At 68.1% G+C, this 23325-nt stretch carries 31 protein-coding genes; 11 read left to right on the forward strand and 20 right to left on the reverse strand.

Annotated elements, in window-relative coordinates:
- Positions 1 to 67 precede the first annotated feature (67 nt).
- Positions 68 to 205 (forward strand): hypothetical protein, encoded by a 138-nt coding sequence (locus D6T64_RS22580; protein ID WP_158594852.1) that lies wholly within the window; start codon positions 68 to 70, stop codon positions 203 to 205.
- On the opposite strand, the gene D6T64_RS08765 is transcribed toward D6T64_RS22580, so the two are convergent.
- The 3 genes from D6T64_RS08765 to D6T64_RS08775 are packed head-to-tail and all read right to left on the reverse strand — an operon-like array spanning position 195 to position 1982.
- A complete protein-coding gene (locus tag D6T64_RS08765) occupies positions 195 to 656 on the reverse strand; it encodes a bleomycin resistance protein (protein ID WP_119974318.1) in 462 nt (153 codons plus the stop codon). The genes D6T64_RS22580 and D6T64_RS08765 overlap by 11 nt on opposite strands.
- Before the next feature lie 27 nt (positions 657 to 683).
- Entirely contained in the window at positions 684 to 947 is a 264-nt protein-coding gene (locus D6T64_RS08770; RefSeq protein ID WP_119974320.1) for a hypothetical protein, read from the reverse strand.
- Between the two features lie 36 nt (positions 948 to 983).
- Positions 984 to 1982, reverse strand: coding sequence for an EamA family transporter (locus tag D6T64_RS08775; protein WP_119974322.1), 999 nt, complete (start codon positions 1980 to 1982; stop codon positions 984 to 986).
- Positions 1983 to 2027: 45 nt separating this feature from the next.
- Between D6T64_RS08775 and D6T64_RS08780 the strand changes: the two genes are divergently transcribed.
- Entirely contained in the window at positions 2028 to 2516 is a 489-nt protein-coding gene (locus D6T64_RS08780) for a MarR family winged helix-turn-helix transcriptional regulator (protein WP_119974324.1), read from the forward strand.
- Between the two features lie 10 nt (positions 2517 to 2526).
- Positions 2527 to 2754, forward strand: a complete 228-nt coding sequence (locus D6T64_RS08785; protein ID WP_119974408.1) for a toxin-antitoxin system YwqK family antitoxin — start codon at positions 2527 to 2529, stop codon at positions 2752 to 2754.
- On the opposite strand, the gene D6T64_RS08790 is transcribed toward D6T64_RS08785, so the two are convergent.
- Positions 2751 to 3248, reverse strand: a complete 498-nt coding sequence (locus tag D6T64_RS08790; RefSeq protein ID WP_147364511.1) for a hypothetical protein — start codon at positions 3246 to 3248, stop codon at positions 2751 to 2753. The genes D6T64_RS08785 and D6T64_RS08790 overlap by 4 nt on opposite strands.
- A 152-nt stretch (positions 3249 to 3400) precedes the next feature.
- Between D6T64_RS08790 and D6T64_RS08795 the strand changes: the two genes are divergently transcribed.
- Entirely contained in the window at positions 3401 to 3823 is a 423-nt protein-coding gene (locus tag D6T64_RS08795) for an NUDIX hydrolase (protein WP_119974329.1), read from the forward strand.
- Positions 3824 to 3958: 135 nt separating this feature from the next.
- The gene (locus D6T64_RS08800; RefSeq protein ID WP_119974331.1) at positions 3959 to 4813 is read left to right on the forward strand and encodes a hypothetical protein; all 855 of its coding nucleotides are present in this window, start codon (positions 3959 to 3961) and stop codon (positions 4811 to 4813) included.
- 42 nt (positions 4814 to 4855) lie between these two features.
- On the opposite strand, the gene D6T64_RS08805 is transcribed toward D6T64_RS08800, so the two are convergent.
- The 3 genes from D6T64_RS08805 to D6T64_RS08815 form a co-directional block, all read right to left on the reverse strand.
- The gene (locus D6T64_RS08805; RefSeq protein ID WP_119974333.1) at positions 4856 to 5362 is read right to left on the reverse strand and encodes a GNAT family N-acetyltransferase; all 507 of its coding nucleotides are present in this window, start codon (positions 5360 to 5362) and stop codon (positions 4856 to 4858) included.
- Positions 5363 to 5505: 143 nt separating this feature from the next.
- Positions 5506 to 6162 carry a CoA transferase subunit B gene (locus D6T64_RS08810; protein WP_119974336.1) on the reverse strand — a complete coding sequence of 219 codons (657 nt, stop codon included), beginning with the start codon at positions 6160 to 6162 and terminating at the stop codon, positions 5506 to 5508.
- Positions 6163 to 6194: 32 nt separating this feature from the next.
- Positions 6195 to 6911, reverse strand: coding sequence for a CoA transferase subunit A (locus D6T64_RS08815; protein ID WP_119974338.1), 717 nt, complete (start codon positions 6909 to 6911; stop codon positions 6195 to 6197).
- A 181-nt stretch (positions 6912 to 7092) separates the two neighbouring features.
- Here D6T64_RS08815 and D6T64_RS08820 point away from each other — a divergent pair, with 181 nt between their 5' ends.
- Together D6T64_RS08820 and D6T64_RS08825 are read left to right on the forward strand one after the other, a co-directional pair.
- Complete coding sequence (locus D6T64_RS08820; RefSeq protein ID WP_119974340.1) at positions 7093 to 7890, forward strand: IclR family transcriptional regulator; 798 nt, start codon at positions 7093 to 7095, stop codon at positions 7888 to 7890.
- A gap of 179 nt (positions 7891 to 8069) precedes the next feature.
- The gene (locus D6T64_RS08825) at positions 8070 to 8882 is read left to right on the forward strand and encodes a DUF1206 domain-containing protein (protein WP_325049785.1); all 813 of its coding nucleotides are present in this window, start codon (positions 8070 to 8072) and stop codon (positions 8880 to 8882) included.
- Here the strand turns inward: D6T64_RS08825 and D6T64_RS08830 are convergent.
- The 3 genes from D6T64_RS08830 to D6T64_RS08840 form a co-directional block, all read right to left on the reverse strand.
- The gene (locus D6T64_RS08830) at positions 8808 to 10259 is read right to left on the reverse strand and encodes a phosphatase PAP2 family protein (protein ID WP_119974342.1); all 1452 of its coding nucleotides are present in this window, start codon (positions 10257 to 10259) and stop codon (positions 8808 to 8810) included. The two genes, D6T64_RS08825 and D6T64_RS08830, sit on opposite strands and share 75 nt — an antisense overlap.
- A gap of 78 nt (positions 10260 to 10337) precedes the next feature.
- A complete protein-coding gene (locus D6T64_RS08835; RefSeq protein WP_119974344.1) occupies positions 10338 to 10610 on the reverse strand; it encodes a hypothetical protein in 273 nt (90 codons plus the stop codon).
- 244 nt (positions 10611 to 10854) lie between these two features.
- Positions 10855 to 11736, reverse strand: coding sequence for an AraC family transcriptional regulator (locus tag D6T64_RS08840; protein ID WP_233550963.1), 882 nt, complete (start codon positions 11734 to 11736; stop codon positions 10855 to 10857).
- A gap of 147 nt (positions 11737 to 11883) precedes the next feature.
- Here D6T64_RS08840 and D6T64_RS08845 point away from each other — a divergent pair, with 147 nt between their 5' ends.
- Together D6T64_RS08845 and D6T64_RS08850 are read left to right on the forward strand one after the other, a co-directional pair.
- The gene (locus D6T64_RS08845; RefSeq protein WP_119974347.1) at positions 11884 to 12915 is read left to right on the forward strand and encodes an NAD(P)-dependent alcohol dehydrogenase; all 1032 of its coding nucleotides are present in this window, start codon (positions 11884 to 11886) and stop codon (positions 12913 to 12915) included.
- The gene (locus D6T64_RS08850) at positions 12912 to 13463 is read left to right on the forward strand and encodes a carbohydrate kinase family protein (RefSeq protein ID WP_119974349.1); all 552 of its coding nucleotides are present in this window, start codon (positions 12912 to 12914) and stop codon (positions 13461 to 13463) included. Before D6T64_RS08845 ends, D6T64_RS08850 begins: the two co-directional genes overlap by 4 nt.
- A 144-nt stretch (positions 13464 to 13607) precedes the next feature.
- Here the strand turns inward: D6T64_RS08850 and D6T64_RS08855 are convergent, their stop codons facing one another.
- Both D6T64_RS08855 and D6T64_RS08860 read right to left on the reverse strand, forming a co-directional pair.
- Complete coding sequence (locus D6T64_RS08855) at positions 13608 to 14231, reverse strand: superoxide dismutase (RefSeq protein ID WP_119974351.1); 624 nt, start codon at positions 14229 to 14231, stop codon at positions 13608 to 13610.
- Between the two features lie 31 nt (positions 14232 to 14262).
- Positions 14263 to 14763, reverse strand: a complete 501-nt coding sequence (locus tag D6T64_RS08860; protein ID WP_119974353.1) for a flavin reductase family protein — start codon at positions 14761 to 14763, stop codon at positions 14263 to 14265.
- Between the two features lie 49 nt (positions 14764 to 14812).
- Here D6T64_RS08860 and soxR point away from each other — a divergent pair, with 49 nt between their 5' ends.
- Complete coding sequence (gene soxR, locus D6T64_RS08865; protein ID WP_119974356.1) at positions 14813 to 15295, forward strand: redox-sensitive transcriptional activator SoxR; 483 nt, start codon at positions 14813 to 14815, stop codon at positions 15293 to 15295.
- Positions 15296 to 15325: 30 nt separating this feature from the next.
- Here soxR and D6T64_RS08870 read toward each other — a convergent pair whose 3' ends face one another.
- The gene (locus D6T64_RS08870; protein ID WP_119974358.1) at positions 15326 to 15778 is read right to left on the reverse strand and encodes a MarR family winged helix-turn-helix transcriptional regulator; all 453 of its coding nucleotides are present in this window, start codon (positions 15776 to 15778) and stop codon (positions 15326 to 15328) included.
- A 60-nt stretch (positions 15779 to 15838) separates the two neighbouring features.
- Between D6T64_RS08870 and D6T64_RS08875 the strand changes: the two genes are divergently transcribed.
- Positions 15839 to 16075, forward strand: a complete 237-nt coding sequence (locus D6T64_RS08875; protein WP_119974360.1) for a hypothetical protein — start codon at positions 15839 to 15841, stop codon at positions 16073 to 16075.
- A 33-nt stretch (positions 16076 to 16108) separates the two neighbouring features.
- Here the strand turns inward: D6T64_RS08875 and D6T64_RS08880 are convergent, their stop codons facing one another.
- The 7 genes from D6T64_RS08880 to D6T64_RS08910 form a co-directional block, all read right to left on the reverse strand.
- Positions 16109 to 16531: a hypothetical protein gene (locus tag D6T64_RS08880; RefSeq protein WP_119974362.1), complete on the reverse strand. Its 423-nt coding sequence runs from the start codon at positions 16529 to 16531 to the stop codon at positions 16109 to 16111.
- A gap of 164 nt (positions 16532 to 16695) precedes the next feature.
- The gene (locus tag D6T64_RS08885) at positions 16696 to 18366 is read right to left on the reverse strand and encodes a dipeptide ABC transporter ATP-binding protein (protein WP_119974365.1); all 1671 of its coding nucleotides are present in this window, start codon (positions 18364 to 18366) and stop codon (positions 16696 to 16698) included.
- The gene (locus D6T64_RS08890; protein ID WP_119974366.1) at positions 18363 to 19205 is read right to left on the reverse strand and encodes an ABC transporter permease; all 843 of its coding nucleotides are present in this window, start codon (positions 19203 to 19205) and stop codon (positions 18363 to 18365) included. The genes D6T64_RS08885 and D6T64_RS08890 overlap by 4 nt, the downstream gene beginning before the upstream one ends.
- Positions 19202 to 20170 carry an ABC transporter permease gene (locus D6T64_RS08895; protein WP_119974367.1) on the reverse strand — a complete coding sequence of 323 codons (969 nt, stop codon included), beginning with the start codon at positions 20168 to 20170 and terminating at the stop codon, positions 19202 to 19204. Before D6T64_RS08895 ends, D6T64_RS08890 begins: the two co-directional genes overlap by 4 nt.
- Positions 20171 to 20206: 36 nt before the next feature.
- Positions 20207 to 21883 carry a TIGR04028 family ABC transporter substrate-binding protein gene (locus tag D6T64_RS08900; RefSeq protein WP_119974368.1) on the reverse strand — a complete coding sequence of 559 codons (1677 nt, stop codon included), beginning with the start codon at positions 21881 to 21883 and terminating at the stop codon, positions 20207 to 20209.
- Between the two features lie 53 nt (positions 21884 to 21936).
- On the reverse strand, positions 21937 to 22596 hold the full coding sequence (locus D6T64_RS08905; RefSeq protein WP_199719121.1) for an alkylhydroperoxidase domain protein: 660 nt from the start codon (positions 22594 to 22596) through the stop codon (positions 21937 to 21939).
- Between the two features lie 2 nt (positions 22597 to 22598).
- Positions 22599 to 23201, reverse strand: a complete 603-nt coding sequence (locus tag D6T64_RS08910) for a CMD domain protein (protein ID WP_119974369.1) — start codon at positions 23199 to 23201, stop codon at positions 22599 to 22601.
- Positions 23202 to 23325: the final 124 nt, after the last annotated feature.

Genomic DNA, 23325 nt, shown 5'->3' on the forward strand with positions numbered 1-23325 from the left:
GCCAGTGTCGGGCGGCTCCGCCGCATAACTCCTGCTGAATTTGCACGCGGCGAAAGAGTGGCCCGGAATGACGGGCATCCGCCGTCGGAGCCGCACGATCTGCAGGAGTTATGCCGCCGATGCCTGCGGATCTGCCGAGGTGCCGGCGGGCCTGCGGTATTTCGCCGAGGAGCACGCCCGCGCCGAGGTGTCGATCACTGTGTAGCGAAGCCGTCGCGCGCCGGCAGCGGTGCGGCGAAACGCACGAGGTAGCCGTCCGGGTCTTGCACGAGAAACTGGCGCAGCCCCGCCTCGGAGTCACCGGTCGGGTACCACTTATCTTCGGGGGCGAGAATGAGCGGCTGGCCGGCCGCACACATCCGCTCGATCAGTGGTTCGATTGCCGGCACCGAGACCTGAAAGTTCACGCCGCGGCCGAGGGGCTGTTCGAGCGGGCCGGAGACCCAGTCGCGGCCGAGCCCGATCTGGTCGAGCATGACGTGGGCCGTGCCGAGGTGCAGGTAGGCGAAGCCTTCCGCGGGCCTATCGTAGAGAATCTGGAAGCCGCAGAGGTCGACCCAGAAGTCGAGGCTCGTGGCGAGGTCGGTCACGAGCAACTCGGGCACGAGATCGGGTAAGACGGGGGCCGCGTGCGGCACCGGTGTGGCGGAACTCATGACACCCAGTCTGCCGCCGCGGCGCTGCTATTGCTGACGCGAAGGGGGCGCGCGAAACCCGTCGACCACATCGCGGTGTTTCCCGCGCAGGCTTCCACCGCCGAGATACAGGCAGAGAACGCCGAACACGATCACGAGCAGGCCGGCCCAGCCGTAGGCAGACTCAGAATAGACCAGGGCGGCCACCGCGAAGTACAGCCCGAGGAGTGTGCAGAACACGCCCCCGAGCAAGATGAACCAGGCCCCGAACGCGCTCTTATAGAGGTACGGGATGTTGCCTTCGGTGCTCATGATCGGTCTCGTGTCGGCTGGAACGTGCGGCAGCGGTCAGGTCGCATGGGTGTTCCCGGCTCTCTCTCGGCGGTCAAGTCGCGGCACCGGCTCACCCGCCGACCGCGTTCTCCCACCGTATCGACGGGCCCGGGGCGGGACATCCGTCGCGTGGGGGAGATGACCGCCCCGACAAGCGGATGCCCGCGGTCGCCCGACCGCGGCGGCAATCGACGCGAGCACCACCACGATGCCCAGCACCTGCCATACCCCGAGCACCTCGCCGGCCAGGCCCCAGCCGAGCAGGATCGCCACCACCGGGCTGAGCAGCCCGAGGAACGCGGTCGTGCCGGCCGGCAACCGGGCGAGGCCACGAAACCACACCACATAGGCGAAGGCCGTGCCGACAACCGACAGGTAGGCGTAGCCCGCGAGATTGGTCGCGGTCAGCGGCTCGGTCGGCAGTCCCTCGACGATCAGCAGCACGGCGAGCAGTGTCAGCCCCCCGGTCACCAATTGCCAGGCGGTGGTGGTGAGCGGCGGCGCCGGCTGGCCCCATTTCTTGGCGAGCACGATTCCGCAAGCCATCGCCACCGTTCCCCCGACGGCCGCCAGCAGCCCGAAAGGGTCAAGCCGGGCCTGGGCCTGCAGCACGATCAGCGCCACGCCGAGCACCCCGGTTGCGCCCGCCACGAGGACCCGCTTCGTGAGCCGTTCGTGCAGCACCCGGCTGGCGAGCAGGGCGATCACCAGCGGTTGGAGCCCGCCGACAATTGCGGCAACCCCACCCGGCAGCCGGTAGGCCGCCACGAAGAGCAGCGCAAAGAAGGCGCCGATATTGAGCACCCCGAGCAGCCAGGACTTCCACCACCAGGCTCCGACGGGCAGGCGGCGGCAGATCAGCAGCAGCAGCAGTCCGGCCGGCAGCGCGCGCAGGGTTGCCGCGAGCAGCGGGCGATCCGGCGGCAGCAGCGCGGTCGTCGTGAGATAGGTCGTGCCCCACAGGGCCGGCGCGAGGGCGGTCACTGCCAGGAGAAGTCGTCGATTGCTAAGCACTTAGCCATAATAGCTAAGTGCTTAGCGAATTGCTAGGGTGACTCCATGACCGATCACGTGGACCGCATCCTCGCCCAGTGGAACGTTGAGAAGCCCGAACTCGACGTCTCCCCGATGGCCCTGATCGGCCGCCTGAGCCGCACCGCGCTGGCCGTCGAGGCCCGCCTGGCCGATACCTTTGCCCGCCACGACCTGGACGCGTCGTCATTCGATGTGCTCGCGACCCTGCTGCGCACCGGCGCGCCCTACCGCCTGGCTCCGGCAGCCCTGGCTCGCGATTCCATGATCTCCACGAGCGCGGTCGCGCAGCGGCTGAACAAGCTCGAAGGCCGCGGACTCGTGGCCCGGCAGACGAACCCGAACGATGGCCGGGGCACTCTCGTGTCGTTGACGGATGCCGGCCGCCGGCTCGTCGAAACCGCCCTGCCCGACCACGTGTCCACGGAGCTTGCCATCACGGCCGTTCTGAACGTCGAGGAGCAGGCCCAACTCGCCTCGCTGCTCCAGCGGCTGCACGACGCGGCCGCGGGTTAATATGGTGGGCATGAGCGAGGCATCGGAGCACATTGAGTACCACCGCGCCGGCAGCGTGCGGGCCCGCGGTCCCCAGATCGACGGGGTTCAGGAGGGTTACTGGGAATGGTTTCGCCTCGACGGCACGAAGATGCGGTCAGGCAATTTCACTCACGGCGAGCAAACCGGCGAGTGGATCACCTATAACAGCGAGGGGCTGCCGCACCGGGTGACCCAGAAGACGCCGAAGAACCCCTAGCCCTGCGGCGCCTCGGACTCAGCGTGTGACGCCGCCGCGGCAGGTTCCGACCCGATCTGGTGCGGTTGCGCACGGGAGGCGCTGCGCACCCGGTAATACCGCACGACGAAGACCGCGGAGAGCGTCATGCCCACGATGCCGGCGACCACTCCGCCCGCCAACTGGTACCAGGTCGTGCCGAGGAAGGTCAGGAAGATGACTCCGAGCGTCAGGATCGACGTCACCCCGGCGAGGGAGAAGTAACGGTCTGCCCTGTCACTGAACGGGTGGAGGGTGGGGGCCGGGGCCTCCGTTGGTCGCCCCATCATCACGATCAGGGCCGTCGCGATCGGGCCGAGCAGGATCGACCCGAGGAACCAGGCCAGCCGGGAACGGTTCTTCTGCTCGGCGAGCCCCGCGTTGACGAGGGCCAGGGCGAACCAGACCCAGCCGTTGAGCGTCCAATTGGTTGAGGAATCGGTGGTCTCCACGATGATTTGGCTAAGAAAAGACATACCCCATGGTGGCAGGCGAGCCGGCGTCGGCGCGGCGAAAGCAGGATCCACGGCGCCGAAACGTGCAATTCGTCCTGTTTTCGGCAACGGATGCCCCATTCGTCCGGTTTTCGACACCCTCCGGTCCGGCGCCCGGTTGCTAGCGTGGACTCATGCTCTCCCCCACGCTCGTCGTCGCTGCCGTCTGCTTTCGCAACGAAAGGGGCGAGGTGCTCACGGTACGCAAGCAGGGCACGAGCGCGTGGATGCTGCCCGGCGGCAAGCTCGAGTCCGGGGAGGCGGCGCTGGCCGCCGCCGTGCGCGAGGTCAGCGAGGAGATCGGAATCGAGCTGGCACCGGGTGAGCTCGTGCTGCTCGGCGAGTTCACGGCATCCGCGGCCAATGAGGCCAACACCAGCATCGACGCGACGATCTACCTGAGCGCGGCCCGCATCACTCCGGTCGCCTCGGGCGAGATCGCCGAGGTGCGCTGGGTACATCCAGCGAATTCCGCGGCACCCCACACCCCGCTCGCCCCGCTCCTGGCCGACTGGGTCTTCCCTGCCCTCGTGGCTGGCGGGGTCGACGCCGCATAACTCCTGCAATTTGTGGCGCGCACCCAAAACATCCGCGTCGTTCCGCGGCTCCGTTGGCGGCGCCACACAATCTGCAGGAGTTGTGCCGCCCGTCGCTGGGGCATGGCAGCGGATGCCCGTCGGTAGAGTCGGGTCATGGAACTTGACGCGTATCCCACCCGGGTGATCCTGATGGAGGAGTACACGGTGACGCTGCCGCTGTGGGACCGCTCCCCCTCGCCGGACAAGACCTTCGGCCCGTTCGAACCGGGCGACCTCGGCCTGCCGCCCGACCTCGAGGCGCGCCTGGCAGCGTATAACCAGCGTTTTGAGCGACTGATGGGCAGCGAATTCGAATGGCCGTCCGAGCAGGAACACCTCGACTTCGTGATCGACGGGCACCTGCTGGCCGCCGCCCTGCAGCGCGCGTTCGGCCACCGGGTGCTGGTCTTGTACCGGGAGGATGACTCTGAGCTGTCGCGGATTCCACGGCCGACCGCTGCACCGACGGGGTCAGGGTCGGTGCAGTTCATGGCGCGGCAGAACGGCATGCTGAAGCCGCTCACCATGCCCGATCACCCGCCGGGCTCGGTCGTGCAGCAGATTGTGAAGATGGACGACGCCGAGATCGAGGCGGCCGGCGCCGGGATCGACGTCGCGGCCCTCACCTGGCAGCCGCAGCGGATGCCCACCCGCATCCTGCTGCGCGCCGGCTCCCCCGGGTCCCCGCTCGCGGACCGCTCGCCCCTGTTCGGCCTGACCGATGACCGTCTCGAGCCCGCGGCCCTCGGACTATCCGCGGAACTCACCGCACGACTGCAGGCCTGGAACATCGCCGGGCTCGCACCATACGTCGAATACCTGGTCGTGGGCCACGAACTCGCCGCCGCCGTGCAGCGCGAGATCGGACCGCAGATCACCGTGCTGTTCCCCGAAGCGGATGCCGCCCGCTCCCGCCCCGCGCCCGAACTGGTCGCGATGCTGGACCGCTTTCACCGACTGACCGACTGACCGAGCCGCGGCCGCGGGTGGCCACCGACGGGGTGCGCCGGGTCAGGATTCCCAGCGCACCTCGCCGTCGACGACCACAGCCGTGGGATGCAGCCCGAGCCTGCGGGCGACCGCCCCTGAGGCGCCGTGCTCTGGATGGATGTTGGCGGCAAACCCGGTAACACCGTGCTCGTTCAACCACCCGACCAAGACGGTTGCGGCTTCCGTCGCGTAACCCCGGCCCTGCTGAGCCGGAGTGATCACCCAGGAGAGATCAGCGGCAGCCTGAGACCGTTCCAGCAGGGTCGCCTGCACGACCCCGATCGGGGTCTCCGTCTCGGCGAGCGTGACGATCCAGTTCAGCCAGCCGATGCATCCGTCGGGGGAATGCCCGACCACCTGTCGGCGGTACTGCCTGGCGAGGGTCAGGGCCGACGGCGGCTCGCCGCCCATGAAGTGATAGATACTGGGATCGGCCAGCACGCTGACCATGCGTGTACCGTGCCGCACGGTGAGCGGCTCGAGCCGCAGTCGCTCGGATTCGATCGGTTCGGCGGCCAGCCATCTCATGCCTCGATCATCGCAGACGGCACCGACGCCCGGGCCAGCGTGGCGAAAGCAGGATGGAAGCCTCAGACCGGGCCGATTCGTCCTGCATCGGGCACCGGATGCGCAATCCATCCTGTTTTCACCCCGCGCGCCTCGAGCGCGGCTCAGGCGGCGATTTCGACCAGCCCGGGGGCGAGGGTGAAGTCGGGCTCGGTGCAGCCGCGAATCGTCTCGACCGTGACCCCGGGCGCGAGCCTGCAGAGCACGAGCCCGTCAGCGGTCACGTCGAAAACAGCGAGGTCGCTCACGATCCGGTCGACAACCTTCACGCCGGTCAGCGGCAGGCTGCACTCCGTGACGATCTTCGCCGAGCCGTCGCGGGCGACGTGTTCGGTCAGCACGACGACGCGCGGGGTGCCGGCGACGAGGTCCATGGCGCCGCCCATGCCCTTGACCATCTTGCCGGGGATCGTCCAGTTGGCGAGGTCGCCGGCGCCGGAAACCTGCATCGCGCCGAGGATCGCGACCTTCACATGCCCGCCGCGGATCATGCCGAACGAGGTCGCAGAATCGAAAATCGACCCGCCGGGCAGCACGGTCACGGTCTGCTTTCCGGCGTTGATGGTGTCGGCGTCTTCCTCGCCCTCGTAGGGGAACGGGCCCATGCCGAGCAGGCCGTTCTCGCTCTGCAGGGTCACTCGGATTCCCTCGGGCAGATTATTGGCGACAAGGGTCGGGATGCCGATGCCCAGATTCACATAGTCGCCGTCGGTGAGTTCTTCGGCCGCGATGGCCGCCATTTCGTCTCGGGTCCACGCCATGGTTCTGCTCCTTGATCTCGGTGGGAAATGGGTCAGACGCCGGCGACAGCCAGCCGGGGCCGCACGGTGCGCTGTTCGATGTCCTTGACCGGGTTCTCGACCAGAATCAGGCGTTGCACATAGACGCCCGGCGTTACGACATGGTTCGGATCGATCTCCCCCGGCTGCACCAGGTGCTCGGCCTCGGCGATCGTGATCACGCCCGAGGTCGCCACGAGCGGGTTGAAGTTGCGGGCGGTGTTTCGGTAAACGAGATTGCCGTCGGTATCGGCGAGGTAGGCGTGCACCAGGGCGACATCGGCGACGATGCCGCGTTCCTGCACGTAGCGCACACCGTCGAAGTCGGCGTGCGGCTTGCCCACCGCGATCAGGGTGCCCACCCCGGTCTTGGTGTAGAACGCCGGGATTCCGGCACCGCCCGCCCGCAGCCGTTCGGCGAGGGTGCCCTGCGGGCTGAATTCCACCTCGAGCGAGCCGGCCAGAAACTGTTCGGCGAAGAGCTTGTTCTCGCCGACGTAGCTCGCGATGACCTTGCGCACCTGGCCGGCCTCGAGCAGCACGCCGAGGCCCTTGCCGTCGACGCCCATGTTGTTGCTGACCACGGTGAGGTCGCCCACCCCGGAGTCGCGCACCGCGTTGATCAGCGCGCTCGGAATTCCGCAGAGACCGAACCCGCCAACGGCGAGCACCATCCCGTCTCGCAGTATGCCCTGCAGCGCTTCGGCTGCGTGTGCCTGAACTTTGGACACGAAAATCTCCTCATTGAGTCGGTGTTGCCGGGTGGTCGCCCTGACTGACGCTGATCCGCGGGCCGCATGCTGTCCATAATATAGACCGCGCTTTCGCTCGTCAGCCTATTGCGGTCGGAGTTTTCTTGTCAATAGTTGTTCCATCTGCGCTAGACTTGTCCACAATATAGACAGGAGCCTCGTGCCGGATTTTGCCGAACTCAGCGCCACCGCCCCGCCCGTCGCGGGCGCCCAGGTCGTCAGCCGCATCGCCCAGCTCTTGCGGCTCGTCGGCCGCGACCCGAACGGCTCCCCGCTCGCCGACATCGTTCGCGACTCCGGGCTCACCCGACCCACGGTGCATCGCCTGCTCAGTTCTCTCGCCGCCGAGGGCCTGCTCGTGCTGGATCCGGCCAGCCACACCTGGCGCTACGGCCCGGAGATCTTCGTGATGGGAACCGTCGCCGCACCGCGCTATCCGGTCGACGAGCTCGCCCGCCCGGCACTGCAGCGGCTCGCCGACGCCACCGGGGAGAGCGCTTTCCTGTCGATCCGGCGAGGACTGGAGACGGTCTGCCTGATGCGGGAGGAGGGCAGTTTTCCGGTGCGCTCGTTCGTGCTGCACGAGGGTGTGCGGTTCCCGCTCGGGGTGGCGTCGGCCGGCCTCGCCATCCTGTCGGCCCTGCCCGACACCGAGGTCGACGAGGTACTCCGCGCGCAGGCGGGGCTGACCGAGCGGTGGGGCGCGCAGAACGCGGCAGGGAGCATCCGTCTGAATGTGCGGGCGACCCGCGACCGTGGCTGGGCGCTGAACCCCGGTCTGGTCCTGGAAGGGAGCTGGGGCATGGGTGCCGCGGTGTTCGACCGGGCCGGTCGTCCGGCCTGGGCACTGTCACTGACCGGCATCGAGCCGCGCTTTCGTCCCGACCGGCAGCAGTTTCTCGCCGCCCTGCTCACGCAGGAGTCCGCCCTGCTCACGGCCCGCCTGGCCGAGCGTTAGAGCGGACTGCGCCGCATAACTCCTGCTCCGCACCGCGGCGGCATGCGAATTATCGCAACTGGGCGCAGGTTCCACAGAACGCGCAGGAGTTATGCCGGATCCAGACCGGTGAATCGTGCGGGAACCGCCACCAGTGCCCGGCATCCGACCTATGATGACCCTGTGAAAAAGTTGACGCTGTGAAAATCGACTCGACGTCTGACCTCGCCCGTTCCGCCCAGAACAGCGGAGCCCTGCAGGCCCTGGCCCGGTTGGGGTATGCCGTGAACGGCCTGCTGCACATCCTCATCGCCGGCATCGCGATTGCCGTAGCCCTCGGTGGCAGCGGCGGCGAGAGCGCAGACCAGTCCGGCGCCCTCGGCCAGCTCGCGAGCAGCCCCGGCGGGGTGTTCGTGCTCTGGACGGTCGTGGTCGGACTCGCCGCCCTCGGGCTGTGGCTGCTGCTCAGTGCATTCCTGCTGAAGGGTGGCGATCCGAAGAAAAAATGGTCCCATCGAGCGAGCGAGATCGGCAAGGCCGTCGTGTACTTTCTGCTCGCCGCCACTGCCTCCACCTTTGCCTCCGGCGGGTCGACGAGTTCGTCGGCGAGCGCCAGCGACGCCAGCGCCCAGCTGTTGGCGGCTCCGGGTGGCGTGGTGCTGCTCGTAGTCGTGGGCCTGGGTGTGCTGGCGATCGCCGTCTACTTCGTGCAGAAGGGTGCGCGCCAGAAATTCACCGAGGACATCTCCGTGCCGGGCGGGACCACTGGCCGGGCCATCATCGCCCTCGGTGTCGTGGGCTACGTCGCCAAGGGCATCGCACTCGCAGTCGTGGGCGTGCTCGTCGTGATCGCCGCTGTCACCCTCGATCCGAGCAAGTCCAGCGGCCTTGACGGCGCTCTCAAGAGCCTCATCGCCCTGCCCTACGGCGGTCTGGTTTTAGGCACGATCAGCGTCGGGCTCATGGCCTACGGCGGGTATTGCTTCGCTCGCGCCTGGCGCGCCCGGCTCTGAGCGAGCGCCCCACCAGACATCGACGATGATCACGCACCCGAGAACGATCAGCGCCAGCGCGACGGATGTGAGGACATCCGTCACCCAGTGGTACCCCAGATAGACGCGGCTCAGCGCGGCGAGAACGATGCCCAGCGCGGCGACGGCCGAGCCGATCACCGTTCCGCGCCGACTCGGCCGCCGGGACAGCACGAGATAGGTCGTGATGAGCGCAAAGTCGGCGGCCCCGAGCACGTGACCCGACGGGAAGCTGAACGACGCGTCCGCTCCGAAGAGCATCAGATCGACCGGCGGGCGCTGCCGGTCGACGGCCCGACCGACGACCTGGCCGAGCACCACCCCGAACGCCATCCCGGCGACGAGCAGCGCGGGCCGCCAGGCATGCCGACTGGTGATTCCCCAGCCGACGGCCACCACCAGCACGATGATCGGCAGGACGACCGGGCCGAACACGATCGCCAGGGCGATCATGATGCCGGTCAGCTCGGCCGAGCGCCAGGACAGCACGAGGTTCTGCGCCGGAACATCCATGATGGTCAGCCCGGTACTCCCCAGCACCGAGACCAGCAGCGCCACACACACCGTGGCGCCGAGCGACGCAACAGTGACGGCGGTGCGAACGAGGCGACGCCGGGCATCCGCGTCATGGTCGTGGTGCACCACGAGCCCCGCATGTCGGGCCCAGAAGGTGTGCCAGACCGCCGGCTGCCCGGCCGAGAGAGCCCGCTCTCCCTCGATTCGTGCGGCGAGCGGGGTCCAGACGAGCAGCGCGACCCCGACGGCCAGAAGCACCGCGCCAACCGCGTCGCTCAGCCAGTGTGCGCCCAGATAGGTGCGACTGAGCATCATCAGGATCGTGTAGACACCGCCGACGACCCACACCCAGACACGCGGAACGAGCAGGGCCAGCACCGTGGCCACGACCGCCGCGTTGGCCACGTGGCCAGAGGGAAAGGATCCATAATCGAGGGTGGTCAGCACGTTCATCGGCCGGTCCCGGCCGAGGAGCTGCTTCAGTATTTGCACGGATGCCCCGGCCAGCACCGTCGCGATCAGCACGTACGCAGCGCCCCAGCGACGTCGAACCAGGAGCAGCGCCACGATGATCGCGCCGGGAATCAGGAGGGACGCCACGATCCCGCCGCCGAGCACCGCGAGGGTGTCCGCGACGACATCCCCGGCCACGGAGCGGTTCTGGTTGAGCAGACCGAGCCAGGCCGTGTCCACGGCGAGCGGCCCGTCCGTGCGTGCCGCGATGAGGGCGCCGAGCACCACCGCCAGTGCTACGGCGCCCAAACCCGTCACCGGCAGCCAATGGCGAGTCAACCAGCGGGCGCGGGGCGGGGTAGTTACGGCGGGATCCCTCGGCGCGTTCATGACGTCATGGTAGAGGCTGCCCCGACTTTCCGACCCGGTAGACGCCGAGTTCGGATCGATCTCGACGGCGTGGGCCGCCTAGGCGACGCTGTGCTCGCGCGCCAGGGACTCGGTGCGGGCGTGGAACTGGGCGTGGTGCTCGGCCGTCGCGATGATGATCGACCACGGCGAGCCGTCCAGCCCCGCGAGCATCGCTGCGTTCTGCCAGATGTACAGCCACAGTCCGCGCATGGCCTCGTCCACGGCATCGGGCGTGCCCAGGTGGTGTCGGCAGATCGCGAACGTGGCGAGGTTGAGCTGGTCGTAGATTTCTCCGAACGCGGCCTGGTCGCCGGCCACCAGCAGGTTCATCAATTGCCGCTGGCTCGGATCGGACCCGCTCGCCCCGGACCCGCTCGCACCCGGCTCCGGCGACACGAAACTCGACATAGCTACCTCACGTGCCGGTCCGCCGGGTCCACGGCAGAGATTCACAAAATCGTAGTTGTATCCGCCCCCTTTCAGGGGTGGCAGTACGAAAATAGCATCCTCGGTTAGCTTCCGGAAGCGCAGTCGCGGGCCGTTACGCATCCGTTATTAAACTCCCGATCAGACCCTACGGGCGCAACGCATCCCGCACCCGGGAGCGGTACTGCGTGGGGGTCTCCCGGAGCTCACGCAAAAACTGTCGATTGAAGTTCGACAGGTTCTCGTAGCCCACTTCGAGCGCGATGCGGGCGACCGGGTCACCGGTCTGCTGAAGCAGCTTCGCCGCGTGCGCGAGCCGCAACTTGCGCACGAGCGCTGTGAAATTTTGCCCGCTGGACCGGGCGAAATACCGGGAGAAGGCCGACTCACTCATGCCCGCGAGGGTCGCCGCGGTCGACAGGCGCACGGTGCCGCTGATGTTCTCGAGAATGTAGTCGAGGCTGCGGCCCACGATTTCGGCGGCCAGCGGGTCGTGCAGGGGCGGCACCCATTCCCGGGCGAGGGTGCGCGTCTCCGGGGCTGGTGCCGTGGCGAGCGCGCTGAAGAGAGCGAAGATGTGCGACAGCCGCGCGGCGCCGGTTGCTGTTCCGATCTTTTCCAGCGCCGCGACGCCGAGCCGGGCGGCATCTCCGGTGAACTCGATGCCCGACAGCGAGCGCTGCCAGAGTGGATGCAGCGCGGCCACCTCGGGCATCGCCGCCTCACACTGCACGAGCCACTCGTGCCGAAACTGAAAGACCAGGTCACTGTGCGGGATCGACTCCCCCGCGCCCAGATCGGTGATCCAGTCGTGCGGAACGTTCGGGCCGATCAGCACCAGCTGGCCGGCGTCGAACACGCCGACACTATCACCCACGATGTACCGGCCGCCGCGCCGCCGCGCGTAGTGAATCTCGTATTCGGGGTGGTAGTTCCAGCGCGCGAACGGTCCCGGATAGTCGTGGGAATGCCAGCGCGCCGAGAACCGCGGGTCCATCGGGATCACCTCGCGCACGGCACTCCCGGGCACCCAGACCTCCACCACGCGTTCCGCCCCTCTCCAGATCGTGCAAAAAAGTACCGGTATCGGTCATGACCCACGCTAGTGGCTGCGATAGACCTTCTCCTAGCCTAAGAAGACACCGCCACCGGTGTGCACGCAAAGGAGCGAACCGGTATGAATCTGCCCACACCCCGTGAGAGCCGCACCAACTTCAGCGCGGTGCTCCACGGCACCCGTGACGTGCGCATCGAGCCACGCCCGGTACCCGTTCCCGCTCCGCACGAGGTGCTCGTCGAGATCGCCGCGGTCGGCATCTGCGGCTCCGACGTGCACTACTACGAGCACGGACGCATCGGCCCCTACATCGTCGACAGTCCGATGGTCATCGGCCACGAGTCGGCCGGCACGATCGTCGGCGTCGGCGGCGACGTCTCCCCCACCCGCATTGGGGAGGTCGTCGCCCTCGAGCCCGGCGTCCCCTGCCGTCGCTGCCCGCAGTGCCTGAGTGGCCGCTACAACCTCTGTCCCGGCGTCGTCTTCTTCGCCACTCCACCGGTCGACGGGTCGATCAGCACCTACGTCGTGATCGACGCCGCCTTCGCCCACGCCGCCCCGACCGGTCTTGGCTTCGAACAGGCCGCAATGGCCGAACCCGTGTCCGTGGGGGTGTGGGCGGCGCGCAAGGCCCGCGTCTCGGTCGGCGATCGGGTACTCGTCACCGGGGCCGGGCCGATCGGACTGCTGGCGGGTCAGGTCGCGAAGGCGTTCGGGGCATCCGTCGTCCTGATCACCGACGTGAGCGACTTTCGCCTGCAGACCGCGCGGGCCCTGGGACTCGGCGCATCACGCGCGGATGCCCCCATCGACGGCAAGTTCGACGTGCTGCTCGAGTGCTCGGGCGCCGAGGCCGCGCTGACGGCCGGCATGCAGGCCCTCGCCCCGGCCGCCCGGGTCGTGCTCGTGGGAATGGGCGCCGACACGGTGAGCATCAACGTGCCCCTCATCCAGGGCAAGGAAATCACCCTGACCGGCATTTTCCGCTACGCCAACACTTACCCGACCGCCCTCGACCTGATCGCGCGCGGCGCCGTGAACGTCGACGCCGTCATCACCCACCACTTCGAACTGGCCCACACGGAGGAGGCCCTCACCATCGGCCGCCGCGACCCGCACGCCCTGAAGGCCATCGTCACACCGGGTCGATGAGCCGGGCGCGGCCGGTGATCCGCGTGATCGGCGAGCTCCCGGAGGCCGGTGAGCGGGTCGACATTCTGCACACGTCCTCGCTCACGGCTGCCGTGCTGTGGACGGTGCAGTCCATGGAGGACGAGACGATCGTGTCGTTCTCGCCGTCGCTGCCGGGTGACCGCACGCTCGTGAAGCGGTTTCTCGCGGCCGCCGACGTCGTCACACTGACGGAAACGGACGCGGCGTGGCTCTATCCCGGGGTCACCGTCGACGCGGTGATCGCCCGGCTCCTGATCCCCGGCCCCGCGCTCGTGGCGGCGCAATACGCCAACGGCTGGGCGCTCGGAACCTCGAGCACTGTGCTCACTCTGCCCGCGGTCGCCGCCGACCGGTTCGTGGCGGGGCTCGTGAACGGGCTTGCCGAGCTGTGGGCCGACGGCTTGGAGGCGAGCGACCTGCGGGATGGCCTCGGCGCGGCTCTTCTCGCCCGAATCGGCCAGTCTGCCGTTGCGGGGGCCCTCAATCGGGTGCCCGACTTCGAGGTACAGCCCGCCCCCGCGGCATAACTCCTGCATTTTTTGTCCGAGGCAAAGAACGGCCCCGGAATCACGGGCATCCGTCGCCGGCACCCAACAAAAGTGCAGGAGTTATGCCGCCCGACTGCCGCAGACCGACGCCAAACGGCCGGGCAGCAGTCGGGGAGAGGCGAGTTACAGGCGGATCAGGCCTGCGGTCTGGGTGCTCGCGGCCGCGAAACGGGCCTGCACATTCGCCCAGTCGACGATGTTCCAGAACGCCTTGACGTAGTCGGCGCGCACGTTGAGGTAGTCGAGGTAGTAGGCGTGCTCCCAGACGTCGAGCATGAGCAGCGGCACAACGCCGAGGGGCGCGTTGCCCTGCTGGTCGAAGAGCTGGAAGATCACCAGGCGCTGGGCGATGGAGTCGAACGCCAGCACCGACCAGCCGGAGCCCTGCACGCCGAGCGCGGTCGCGGTGAAGTGGGCGACGAACTTGTCGAAGGAGCCGAACTGGTCGTCGATCGCCGCGGCAAGGTCGCCGACCGGCTTGTCGCCACCGTTCGGGGACATGTTCGTCCAAAAGACGGAGTGGTTGACATGACCTCCGAGGTTGAACGCGAGGTCCTTCTCGAGCTTGTTGACGTTGGCGAGGGTGCCGGCGTCGCGGGCTTCGGCGAGCTGGGCGAGGGCGTTGTTCGCGCCGGTGACGTAGGCCTGGTGGTGCTTGGAGTGGTGCAGTTCCATGACCTTGCCGCTGATGCTCGGCGCGAGCGCGGAGTAGTCGTAGGGCAGGTCGGGCAGGGTATATGCGGTCATAGTGATGCCTTTCGTTGAGGTGAGAGGAAGGTCAGGCGAGGCGCCGAAAATGGCGGTCGTGGTAGATGAGGGGCGGCGCCGGTTCGCCGATGCGGATGTCGAGAACTTCGGCGAGCACCACCGACGACGACCCCACCTTGATGATGTGGGTCACGCGGCACAGCAGCGTCGCGCGGGCATCGTCGAGCAGGGGTTCGCCGCCCTCGAACGCACTCCAGCCCTGTTCCGGCGTGAACCGGGGCGCGCCCGACCGGGCGAACGCGTCGGCGAGGTCGACATGGTGCTCGCCCAGCAGGTGCACCGAGATCGTCTGGGCCTCGAGCAGGCCGCCCGCTGACCCGTTCGTTCGAGTCACCGAGAACGACAGCGTCATCGGATCCACGGCGACGGATGCCACGCTCGACGCCGTCAGCCCCACCGGCCCCGCCGCGCTCATCGCGGAGATGACCGCGACGCCCGCTGGATGCTCGCGAAAGGCGGACTTGAAGAGTTCCTGCCGGCTTCGTGTTTCGGCGGCGGCTGTCTGTTCCATGTATTGAGCCTAAAACCTCAAGTACACTTGAAGTCAAAACGGGGGTCACATGACGCAACAGGAGGATCCATCGGGGCCAGCCGCCACGCCGCGGCACGCGCCCGACGAGCTGCTCACGGTCGGGGAGATGAGCGACCGCACGGGAGTGGCCACATCCGCTCTGCGCTTCTACGAGCAGCTCGGACTCATCGCCGCCGCGCGCACGAGCGGCAACCAGCGCCGTTACGCGCGCCACATGATCCGCCGGGTGTCCCTGATTTCGGTCGCGAAACGGCTCGGCATCCCGCTCGTCGACGTGCAGCACGCCTTTGAGGCGCTCTCGCTCGACGGGCCGCCGACCCAGGAAGACTGGCAGCGGGCATCCGGTCGCTGGAAGAAGACCCTCGAAGAGCGGCGTCTCGGCATCGAGCGCCTCGAACGGGAGCTGACCGGCTGCATCGGCTGCGGCTGCCTGTCGATGAAGGCGTGCGGCCTGCTCAACCCCGACGATGCCCTCGGTGATGCCGGCGCGGGCGCCCGGCGGCTGGGTTGAGCCCCCTAACGGCCCAACCCGGCCGCCGGCTCAGCTCGTGGCGGCTATCACTCGGTGCAGCGCGTCGCGCAGGGTGATGAGGTCCTCGACCGGCACGTTGAGCGCCGCGACGACCCGCGGCGGAATGGTCTCGGCGACCTGTCGCAGGGCTTCGCCGCGCACTGTCAGGGTGATGTCGAGGGTGCGTTCGTCGTTCGGGCGGCGCTGACGCTGCACATATCCGGTTGCTTCGAGCCGCTTCAGCAACGGCGACAGGGTCGCCGGTTCCAGACAGAGCGTGTGGCTGAGGCCCTTCAAGGTGCGGGGGCTTTCGTCCCAGAGGGCGAGCAAGACGAGGTACTGCGGATGCGTCAGCCCGAGCGGTTCCAGAATCGGCCGATAGAGGGCGATCACGTTGCGCGACGCGATGGCGAGCGCGAAGCAGACCTGGTTATCCAGGGCAAGCGGGTTCTCGAGAGTCTCGTCCAGCGTGGGAGTGGGCATCCGTGCGGTCCGTTCCGGCCCGGTTGTTTCTCGAACCATTTACTTAGTACACTAACAGTTATGACACCCGGCAACGATTCCCCCGCACGCAACCGCGGCCCCGGCGGCTTCACCGCCTGGATCAATCGTCGCTTGCTCCCCATTCTCGGCCCGCCGCCGGTCGGCGCAACAGGCTCCGACCTGTTGCCTGCCGCGCCCGCGCCGGTGCGCGGCTGCCCGGTCTGCCAGCAGCCGATCGCGCGGCACGACATTGACCGCAGCGGCGAGCGCACCCAACTGCACTGCCCGGTCGCCTAATCGCCCATCGGTCGAACTAACCCGAGCGTCAGCTCACAGCATCTGTGCGCTGAGTACAGCTATAGCTACGAGAAGCACCAGCGGCACAATGATAATCACGATGCCAGCGATGAGCGCGGCCAACGCCGTGCCCTTGCGCAATCCGCCGAGCCGACGGGCGCGGGAGAGCCCGATAGAAGCGAAAACCACCGCAATGATCGCGAGAACGATGCAGGCGAACCCACCGAACCAGCTCACGATGATGCCCAGGGTTTGCACGGCCGGGTCCGCGACAAAGGTCAGCACAATCGCGACGATCCATCCGCCCAACAGCGTTCCCAGTGCCCAAAAGATGAGGTTGCGCGCCGAGACGGCGATCTTGTTGTTCGTCCCGCCGCCGTCGGGTAGTGCCGCAGCATTCGGTGCGGACCAGGCGGGAAGCGGGGTTTCTGGTTGGTCTTCAGCGTTTTGGTTCATGTCAACACAATAACTCAGTATGACGACACTATCCTACCGACTGGCCGGTTTCGGCGAGCGCTTGGCGTTGCGCGGCCCGGCCCTCACCACCTTCACCGTGCGCACAGCGAACGCACACCGTGCTTTCTCGGGATCTCAGGCCGATCCGCCGCAGCTGCGGCGGGTCAGCCGACGAGCGACCGGGCGCCGCGGCCGGGAATCGCGTCGAGCAGCGTGACGGTGTACGGATGCTGCGGCGCGGCGAAAACATCCTCCGTGATGCCGGACTCGACCGCGACGCCGTGGCTGAGCACGGTCACGGTCTGCGCCACCTGCCGCACCACCGCCAGGTCGTGGGAAATAAAGAGGTACGCCGTGCCGAGTTCACGCTGCACCTCGGCCAGCAGCTCGAGGATGCTCGCCTGCACCGTCACGTCCAGCGCCGACACGGCCTCGTCGAGCACGAGCACGGTCGGCTCGAGCACGAGCGCCCGTGCGATGGCGACCCGCTGGCGCTGCCCGCCGGACATCTCGTGCGGGCGTTTCGCGGCCATCGACGCGGGCAGGCTGACCCGATCGAGGGCGGCGCGCATCCGCTTCTCGCGTTCAAGCGGGGACCCGATCCGGTAGTTGCGCATGGGCTCGATGAGCGTCTGGTGAACACTCTGTCGCGGATCGAGGCTGCCGAACGGGTTCTGGTACACCATCTGCAGGCGTCGCCGCGCCTGCCGCAACGGCTCCCCCGACGCGGTCGTCATATCGACGCCCTCCACCAGGATGCCGCCGGCGGTCGGCTTCTGAAACGCCATCACGGCGCGCGCGATCGTGGACTTGCCCGAGCCGGACTCCCCGACGAGAGCGTGCGTCATACCGCGGCGCACCTCGAACGAGACAGTGTCCACGGCGCGCAAGCCGCCCTGCCCCCGGCCCCGGGAGAACACCTGCACCAGATCATTCACGACGACGACCGGCTCCGCGTGCTGCGGCGACGCGAGCTGTGCCTGCACATCGGCGCTCGTGCGCACCGCGGCGCTGAGCGCGGGAGCGTCGGCGAGCAGCGCCCGAGTGTACGCGGCCTGCGGTTGCCCGAGCACCTGCGCGCTCTCGCCGTGCTCCTGCACCCGCCCATTTTTCAGCACGATGACGTGGGTGGCCCGGTCCGCCGCGACGGCGAGCTCGTGCGTGACGAGCAGAATCGCGGTGCCGCTCTCCTCGCGCAGCTCGTCGAGCAGGTCGAGGATGGTCTTCTGCACCGTCACATCGAGGGCGCTCGTGGGCTCATCGGCGATGATCAGCGCCGGACGCATCGCGATCGCACTGGCGATCAGCACCCGCTGCTTCATGCCGCCCGACAGCTCGTGTGGATACTGCCGCACCCGCAGCTCGGGCTCGGAGATCTGCACCCGCTCGAGCAGTTCGATGACCCTCCGCCGGGTCGCCGGCGCGCTGCCGAAGCGGTGCAGGTTCATCACCTCGGCGAGGCTGTCCCCGATGCGTTTCACCGGGTTGAGCGAGTTATGCGGGTCCTGCGGCACCAGGCCAATGTGCGCCCCCCGCAGCCGCAGCCACTGCTTCGGCGTCCAGTCGGTCACATCCAGACCGCCCAGACGGATGCTGCCGCCCACGATCCGCCCATTCGCCGCGAGCAGACCGATCAGCGCCTGCGCCGTCGTGGTCTTGCCCGAACCCGACTCGCCGACCAGCGTCAGGGTGTTTCCGCGCTCCAGGCTGAACGAGACGTCGTGCAGCACCGGGACCTCGCCGCCCCGACCGCGGTAGGCGATCGACAGGCCGTCGACCTCGACGATGGGCGCGGCGGCATCCCAGTGGGGCAGCTGTTTGTGGACCTGGATCATGCGCGGTTCCTGTCCGAGACGGCGGTGGAGATGCGGTTCGCGGCGAGCACGGTCAACACGACGATCACGCCGGGGATGGTGGTCAGCCACCAGCTCGTTGCGATGTAGTTGCGGCCCTCAGCGATCATCAGGCCCCACTCGGGCGTGGGTGGTTCGACGCCGTAGCCGAGAAAGCCGAGCGCGGCAATGGAGAGGATCGCGGTGCCGAACTGCAGGGCGGCGAGCGCGATGACCGGGGTGAGGGAGTTCGGCAGCACGTGCCGCAGCATCACACTGAGAAAGGAGCCGCCGCTGGCGAACGCGGCCTCGACGTAGTCCGTGGCGCGCACCCGCATCACCTCGGCGCGGGCGAGGCGCGCGAACGCGGCGACGCTCGTGATGCCGACGGCGATCGCGACCTGTGCCGTGCCGAACCCGAGCACGATGATGATGCTCAGGGACAGCAGCAGGCTCGGCACGGCCAGCAGCACGTCGACCAGCCGCATCAGGGCGGCGTCGACGAATCCGCGCAGCGACCCGGCCAGCAGTCCGACGCCGGTGCCCACGACGAGGCCGAAGAGCACCGCGATCAGGGCCGTGACGAGGGTGTGCACCGACCCGAACACGACACGGGTGTACATGTCGCGGCCGGTGGCATCCGTTCCAAACCAGTGCGCCGCGCTCGGGGCCTGCAGGCCCTCGGTGGCGACGCCGATGACGGGGTCGCCGTGGGCGAAGAGGCCCGGCAGCACCGCCCACGCGATCATGAGCGCGAGGTAGGCGGCGGCACCGACGAGCAGGATCGGGCGGGGCCGCCCCACCCGACGGGTGCGACGGATGACCCGGGTCGTCTCGGTCATGCGGGCACCTTCACGGTCTGGGTCGTCTTCCCGGTCGTCTTCATGGTCTTCAGCCGAGGATCAAGAATCGGATACAACAGGTCGACGGCCAGGTTGACGAGCACGAACACCGTGGCGGAGATCACGACGACGGCCTGCAGCACGGGGGTGTCCTGGTTGGTCACCGCCTGCTCGGTGGCCCGGCCGATGCCGGCCCGCCCGAACACGGTCTCGGTGATGACGGCGCCGCTGATCAGCTCGCCGAGCAGCAGCCCGGCGATCGTCAGCGTCGGCAACACGGCGTTGCGAGCCACGTTGCGGGTGAGGATCCACCAGTCGCTCGCGCCCTTCGACCGCACTACGGTGATGAAGGGCTGCGTGAGCACGTCATCGATCGAGCGGATCAGCACCTGCGCCATCGGCGCGGCGATCGGCAGGGCGAGCGCCGCGACGGGCATGATCAGGCCCTCGATCGGGCCGGGGTTGATGACCGGCAACCAGCCAAGCCTGAACGAGAACACCTGGATCAGCACGATACCGAGCCAGAACACCGGCACCGAGATGAACAGCGACGGCAACGAGCGCAGCAGGCTGCGCAACCACGGAAACCAGCCCAGGTGGGCGAGCACGGCCAGGCCGACCGCGAGCAGAATCGCCACGACGAAGGCGCTCGCGGCGAGGACCACCGTGTTCGGCAAGGCGGCCGCGATGATCTCGCGCACCGGGGTGCCCGACTGCACCGAATAGCCGAAGTCGCCGACCAGAAATCCGCCCAGGGTACCGAAAAACTGTTGCCAGATCGGGGTGTTGGCCCCGAGCGACTCGCGTAGCAGCGCGATCTGCTCGGGGCCGAGGCCCGATTCGGGGCTCTCGAACTTGATCAGCAGGGCGTCACCGGGCAGCGCCTGCAGCAGCACGAACGCCGCCGTGAAAGCGATCGCCAGCACGATGACCGCCTGCCCGATGCGGCCCAGAATGTATGACACAACGCCGTCCTTTCGATACCTGGTGAGGGGCAAATGCTACTTGTCGAGCCAGACCTGCGAGAACGACGGGCGGGCGACGGCCTCGAAGGTGAGGTCCTGCACGTACGGCGCGATGCCGTACACCTGCGGTTCCTCGAACAACGGCACCACGTAGGCCTGCTCGGCCAGGTAGACCTGGGCGGCCTGGGTGTCACTGATGCGCGCCTCGGCGTTGGGTTCGGAGGCGACCGCCTGCAAAACCTCGTCAAGGGTCGGGTCGCCAAGGGAGCCATCCGTCTTGTTCAGATTGAGCGTCACGTTGCGGTTCGTGGAGAAGAACTGGCTTTTGATCACATCGAAGTCGGCGCGTCCGACCATCGAGTGGAACACCTGCACCTGCGAACCGTCGAGCACGGCGGCGGCGAAGTCGCCGGCATCCGCCCGAATGATCTTCAGTTCGATGCCGACCTCGGCGAGCTGCTGAGCCACGAGGGTGAGCACGTCGAAGGAACGCGGCTGCGGGCCGGCCTCCGACGCGGTGATCGAGAGCCGCAGGCCGTCCTTCACGCGGATGCCGTCGCTCCCCTCGGTGAAGCCGGCCTGATCGAGCAGGGCGGCCGCCTTCGCGGGGTCGTACTGGAAGTACTCGGAGGTGTCGAGGTAGCCGAGCGCGGTCTGCGAGAGGATCGACGTGGCGACCGGGTAGTTGTCGGAGAACAACGAGTCAACGATCGCGTCACGGTCGACGGCGGCGATAATCGCCTGGCGCACCCGGATGTCCTGCAGCTCCGGCTCCCGGAACCGCAGGTTCAGGCTGTTGTTGACGCCGTTGGTCTGCGCCGCTTCGAGGGTGTAGCCGGCATCGGTGACCTGGGTTTCGTCCTGGGCTTCGACCTTGCGGGCCACATCCCCCTGGCCGCTGATCAACGAACCAACGCGCACGCTGGTCTCGGGGGTCACGATGAACTGCACGGCATCGATCGAGGGGCGACCCTGGTGGGCGAAGCTCGCCGGCGCCCAGTCGTAGTCGTCGCGGGCCGAGAGGGTCAGCTGCGCGCCGAGCTGCTCGTCGGTGACGACGAACGGCCCGGATCCGATGATTTCGGTCGCCGAACCGGCGCCGAAACCGTCGAGGTCCTTCGCGAGGGTGTCCGCGGAGACGAGGCCCGACGTGATGGTCGACGTGGCCTGCAGGAACCCGGGCGAGGAGGCGCTGAAGTGGAAGGTGACGGTGTCGTCGTCGACGACCTCGCTGTGGTCGTAGTTGTTGACGGCTTCCGAGACCGCGAGGCTGCGGTCAGGGTCGCCCAGGCCGAACAGGTCGAAGTTCGCCGCGACCACGGATGCGTCGAGCGCCGACCCGTCGGAGAAGGTCACGTCATCGCGCAGGTCGAAGGTGAATTCGGTGGCATCGTCGTTGACGACCCAGTCGGTGGCGATCCAGGCCTCAAAATCGAGGGTCTCCGGGTTTTGGTACACGAGGCGGTCGGTGATGTTGTTGACGACACCGCCGTTGGGATAGAAGCCGGCGGCCGGCGGGTACAGGTTGGTGAATGCGTCGGGCTCGAGGTAGACGAGGGTGCCACCGTCGGCACGTTCGCCGGTTGCGGTAGTGGCCGTCTGGCCGTCGGCGGCGCACGCGGACAGCAGTAGCACGCCGGCCAGGCCGGCGGCAGCGGCGAGGAGGCGGCGCGAACGGGCGGTGCGGCCAGGGAGGCGGGTGGAGGGAGACATACGGGCTCGCTTCTGAGAACTAGACGTGCGAAAAAGTGTGGGTTGGGGTGGTGTTAAACGGTGGGGCGGCGCGGGGTCGACCGCGCCGGCGGCATCTCGGGTTCGCCCAGACAGAGCATCAGCCGGTTCGCCCAGTTGAAGAAGGCCGCGCCGGCGATGGCATCGCTGATGTCGAGATCGCTGAGGCCGAGGGCCGTGAGCCGGGCGACGTGGGCGGTGCCGAACTCGTTCGGCGTCACGGTGAGCGCCCGGGACGCGTCGATGAGGGCGTCCCAGCGCTCGTCGATGGTGACTCCGACGCCCTCATCGAGCAGCGCCTGCACGTCATCTTCTCGCCCGGAGAGTCTCGTGGCATTGCGCGAGTGCACCGAGGCGCAGAATACGCATCCGTTCACCCGTGACGCGGCCGCCGCGGCGAGTTCGCGCTCGTAGAGCGGCAGCCCGCCGTCATCGTTGCCGAAAATATCGAAATCGGTGCGGGTGCGTGCGGCGAGAATCTCGGGTTCGCGGGCGAGCAGGGCGAAGTAGGGCATCTGGGCGCGGGAGCGCTCGACGAGGCCGGTCCAGTGGCGCTGTTCGAACTCGGCGACCGGCAGCGGCGCGAGCCAGGGCACCCAGCCGAGGCCGGCCTGGGTGAATTCGGTGGGGCGGTTCAGGTCGGGGTAGCCGGTCACGAGGTCTGCGGGAACGGTCGGGAGCGTGTTCGGTGTCATGGTCAGGCCTTCCACGTCGAACGGAGCACCGCAAGGCCCACGGCCAGGCGAATCTGAAAGCTGAGGAATGCGACCAGCTGGGAGACGGCGACGATCTCGCCGGCGGTCCAGCCCACGTCCACGAGTTTCTGCAGCTCGTCGGGGCCGCTCTCCCGCGGGCGGAAGACCAGCAGGTGGGCGTATTCGAGCAGGGCGGTCAGCTCGTCGCCGAGCACTTGCCGGTCATCGGCGGCGATGGTCAGGCGCAGCCCCTCGGTGGATTCGGCACCGAGCCGGCTCTCGCGGTACTGCCCGAACGGGCCGGTTGTGCGGCCGTAGTCGCTCACGTCGTGCAGGGTGGCGATGACCTCGGCCCGGGGTTCGACGGCCGCGAACAGCCGCTCGTAGTGCGCGGTGACGGGGGTGTCGCCGTGCAGCCGGGCGACGACGACCGCCACCGCGAACCGTTCGGCAACCGAGAGGGCGCCGGGGAACTCGGGTTCGAAGATGCTCTGGTAGCTGAGCTGAACGTTGCTGCGGGTCTCGGGCCGGGCGCGACGCAGCCGGTCGAGACGGTCACCGGCGCCGACGCCGAGCGCCCGGTCGAGCACATCAGGAACGGTCATGGGACTCCAGTCACGGAAGAGGTAGAGGGGGCGGTGAGGCCGGGCGACAGCGACCGGGTGCAGGCATTCGTCGCCTTGCTGTAGCGCTACGAAACCCTACGTCTACTACGGTAGATGCCCGCGG

It is taken from the genome of Cryobacterium melibiosiphilum, from assembly GCF_003602235.1.
Taxonomy (GTDB): Bacteria; Actinomycetota; Actinomycetes; order Actinomycetales; family Microbacteriaceae; genus Cryobacterium; species Cryobacterium melibiosiphilum.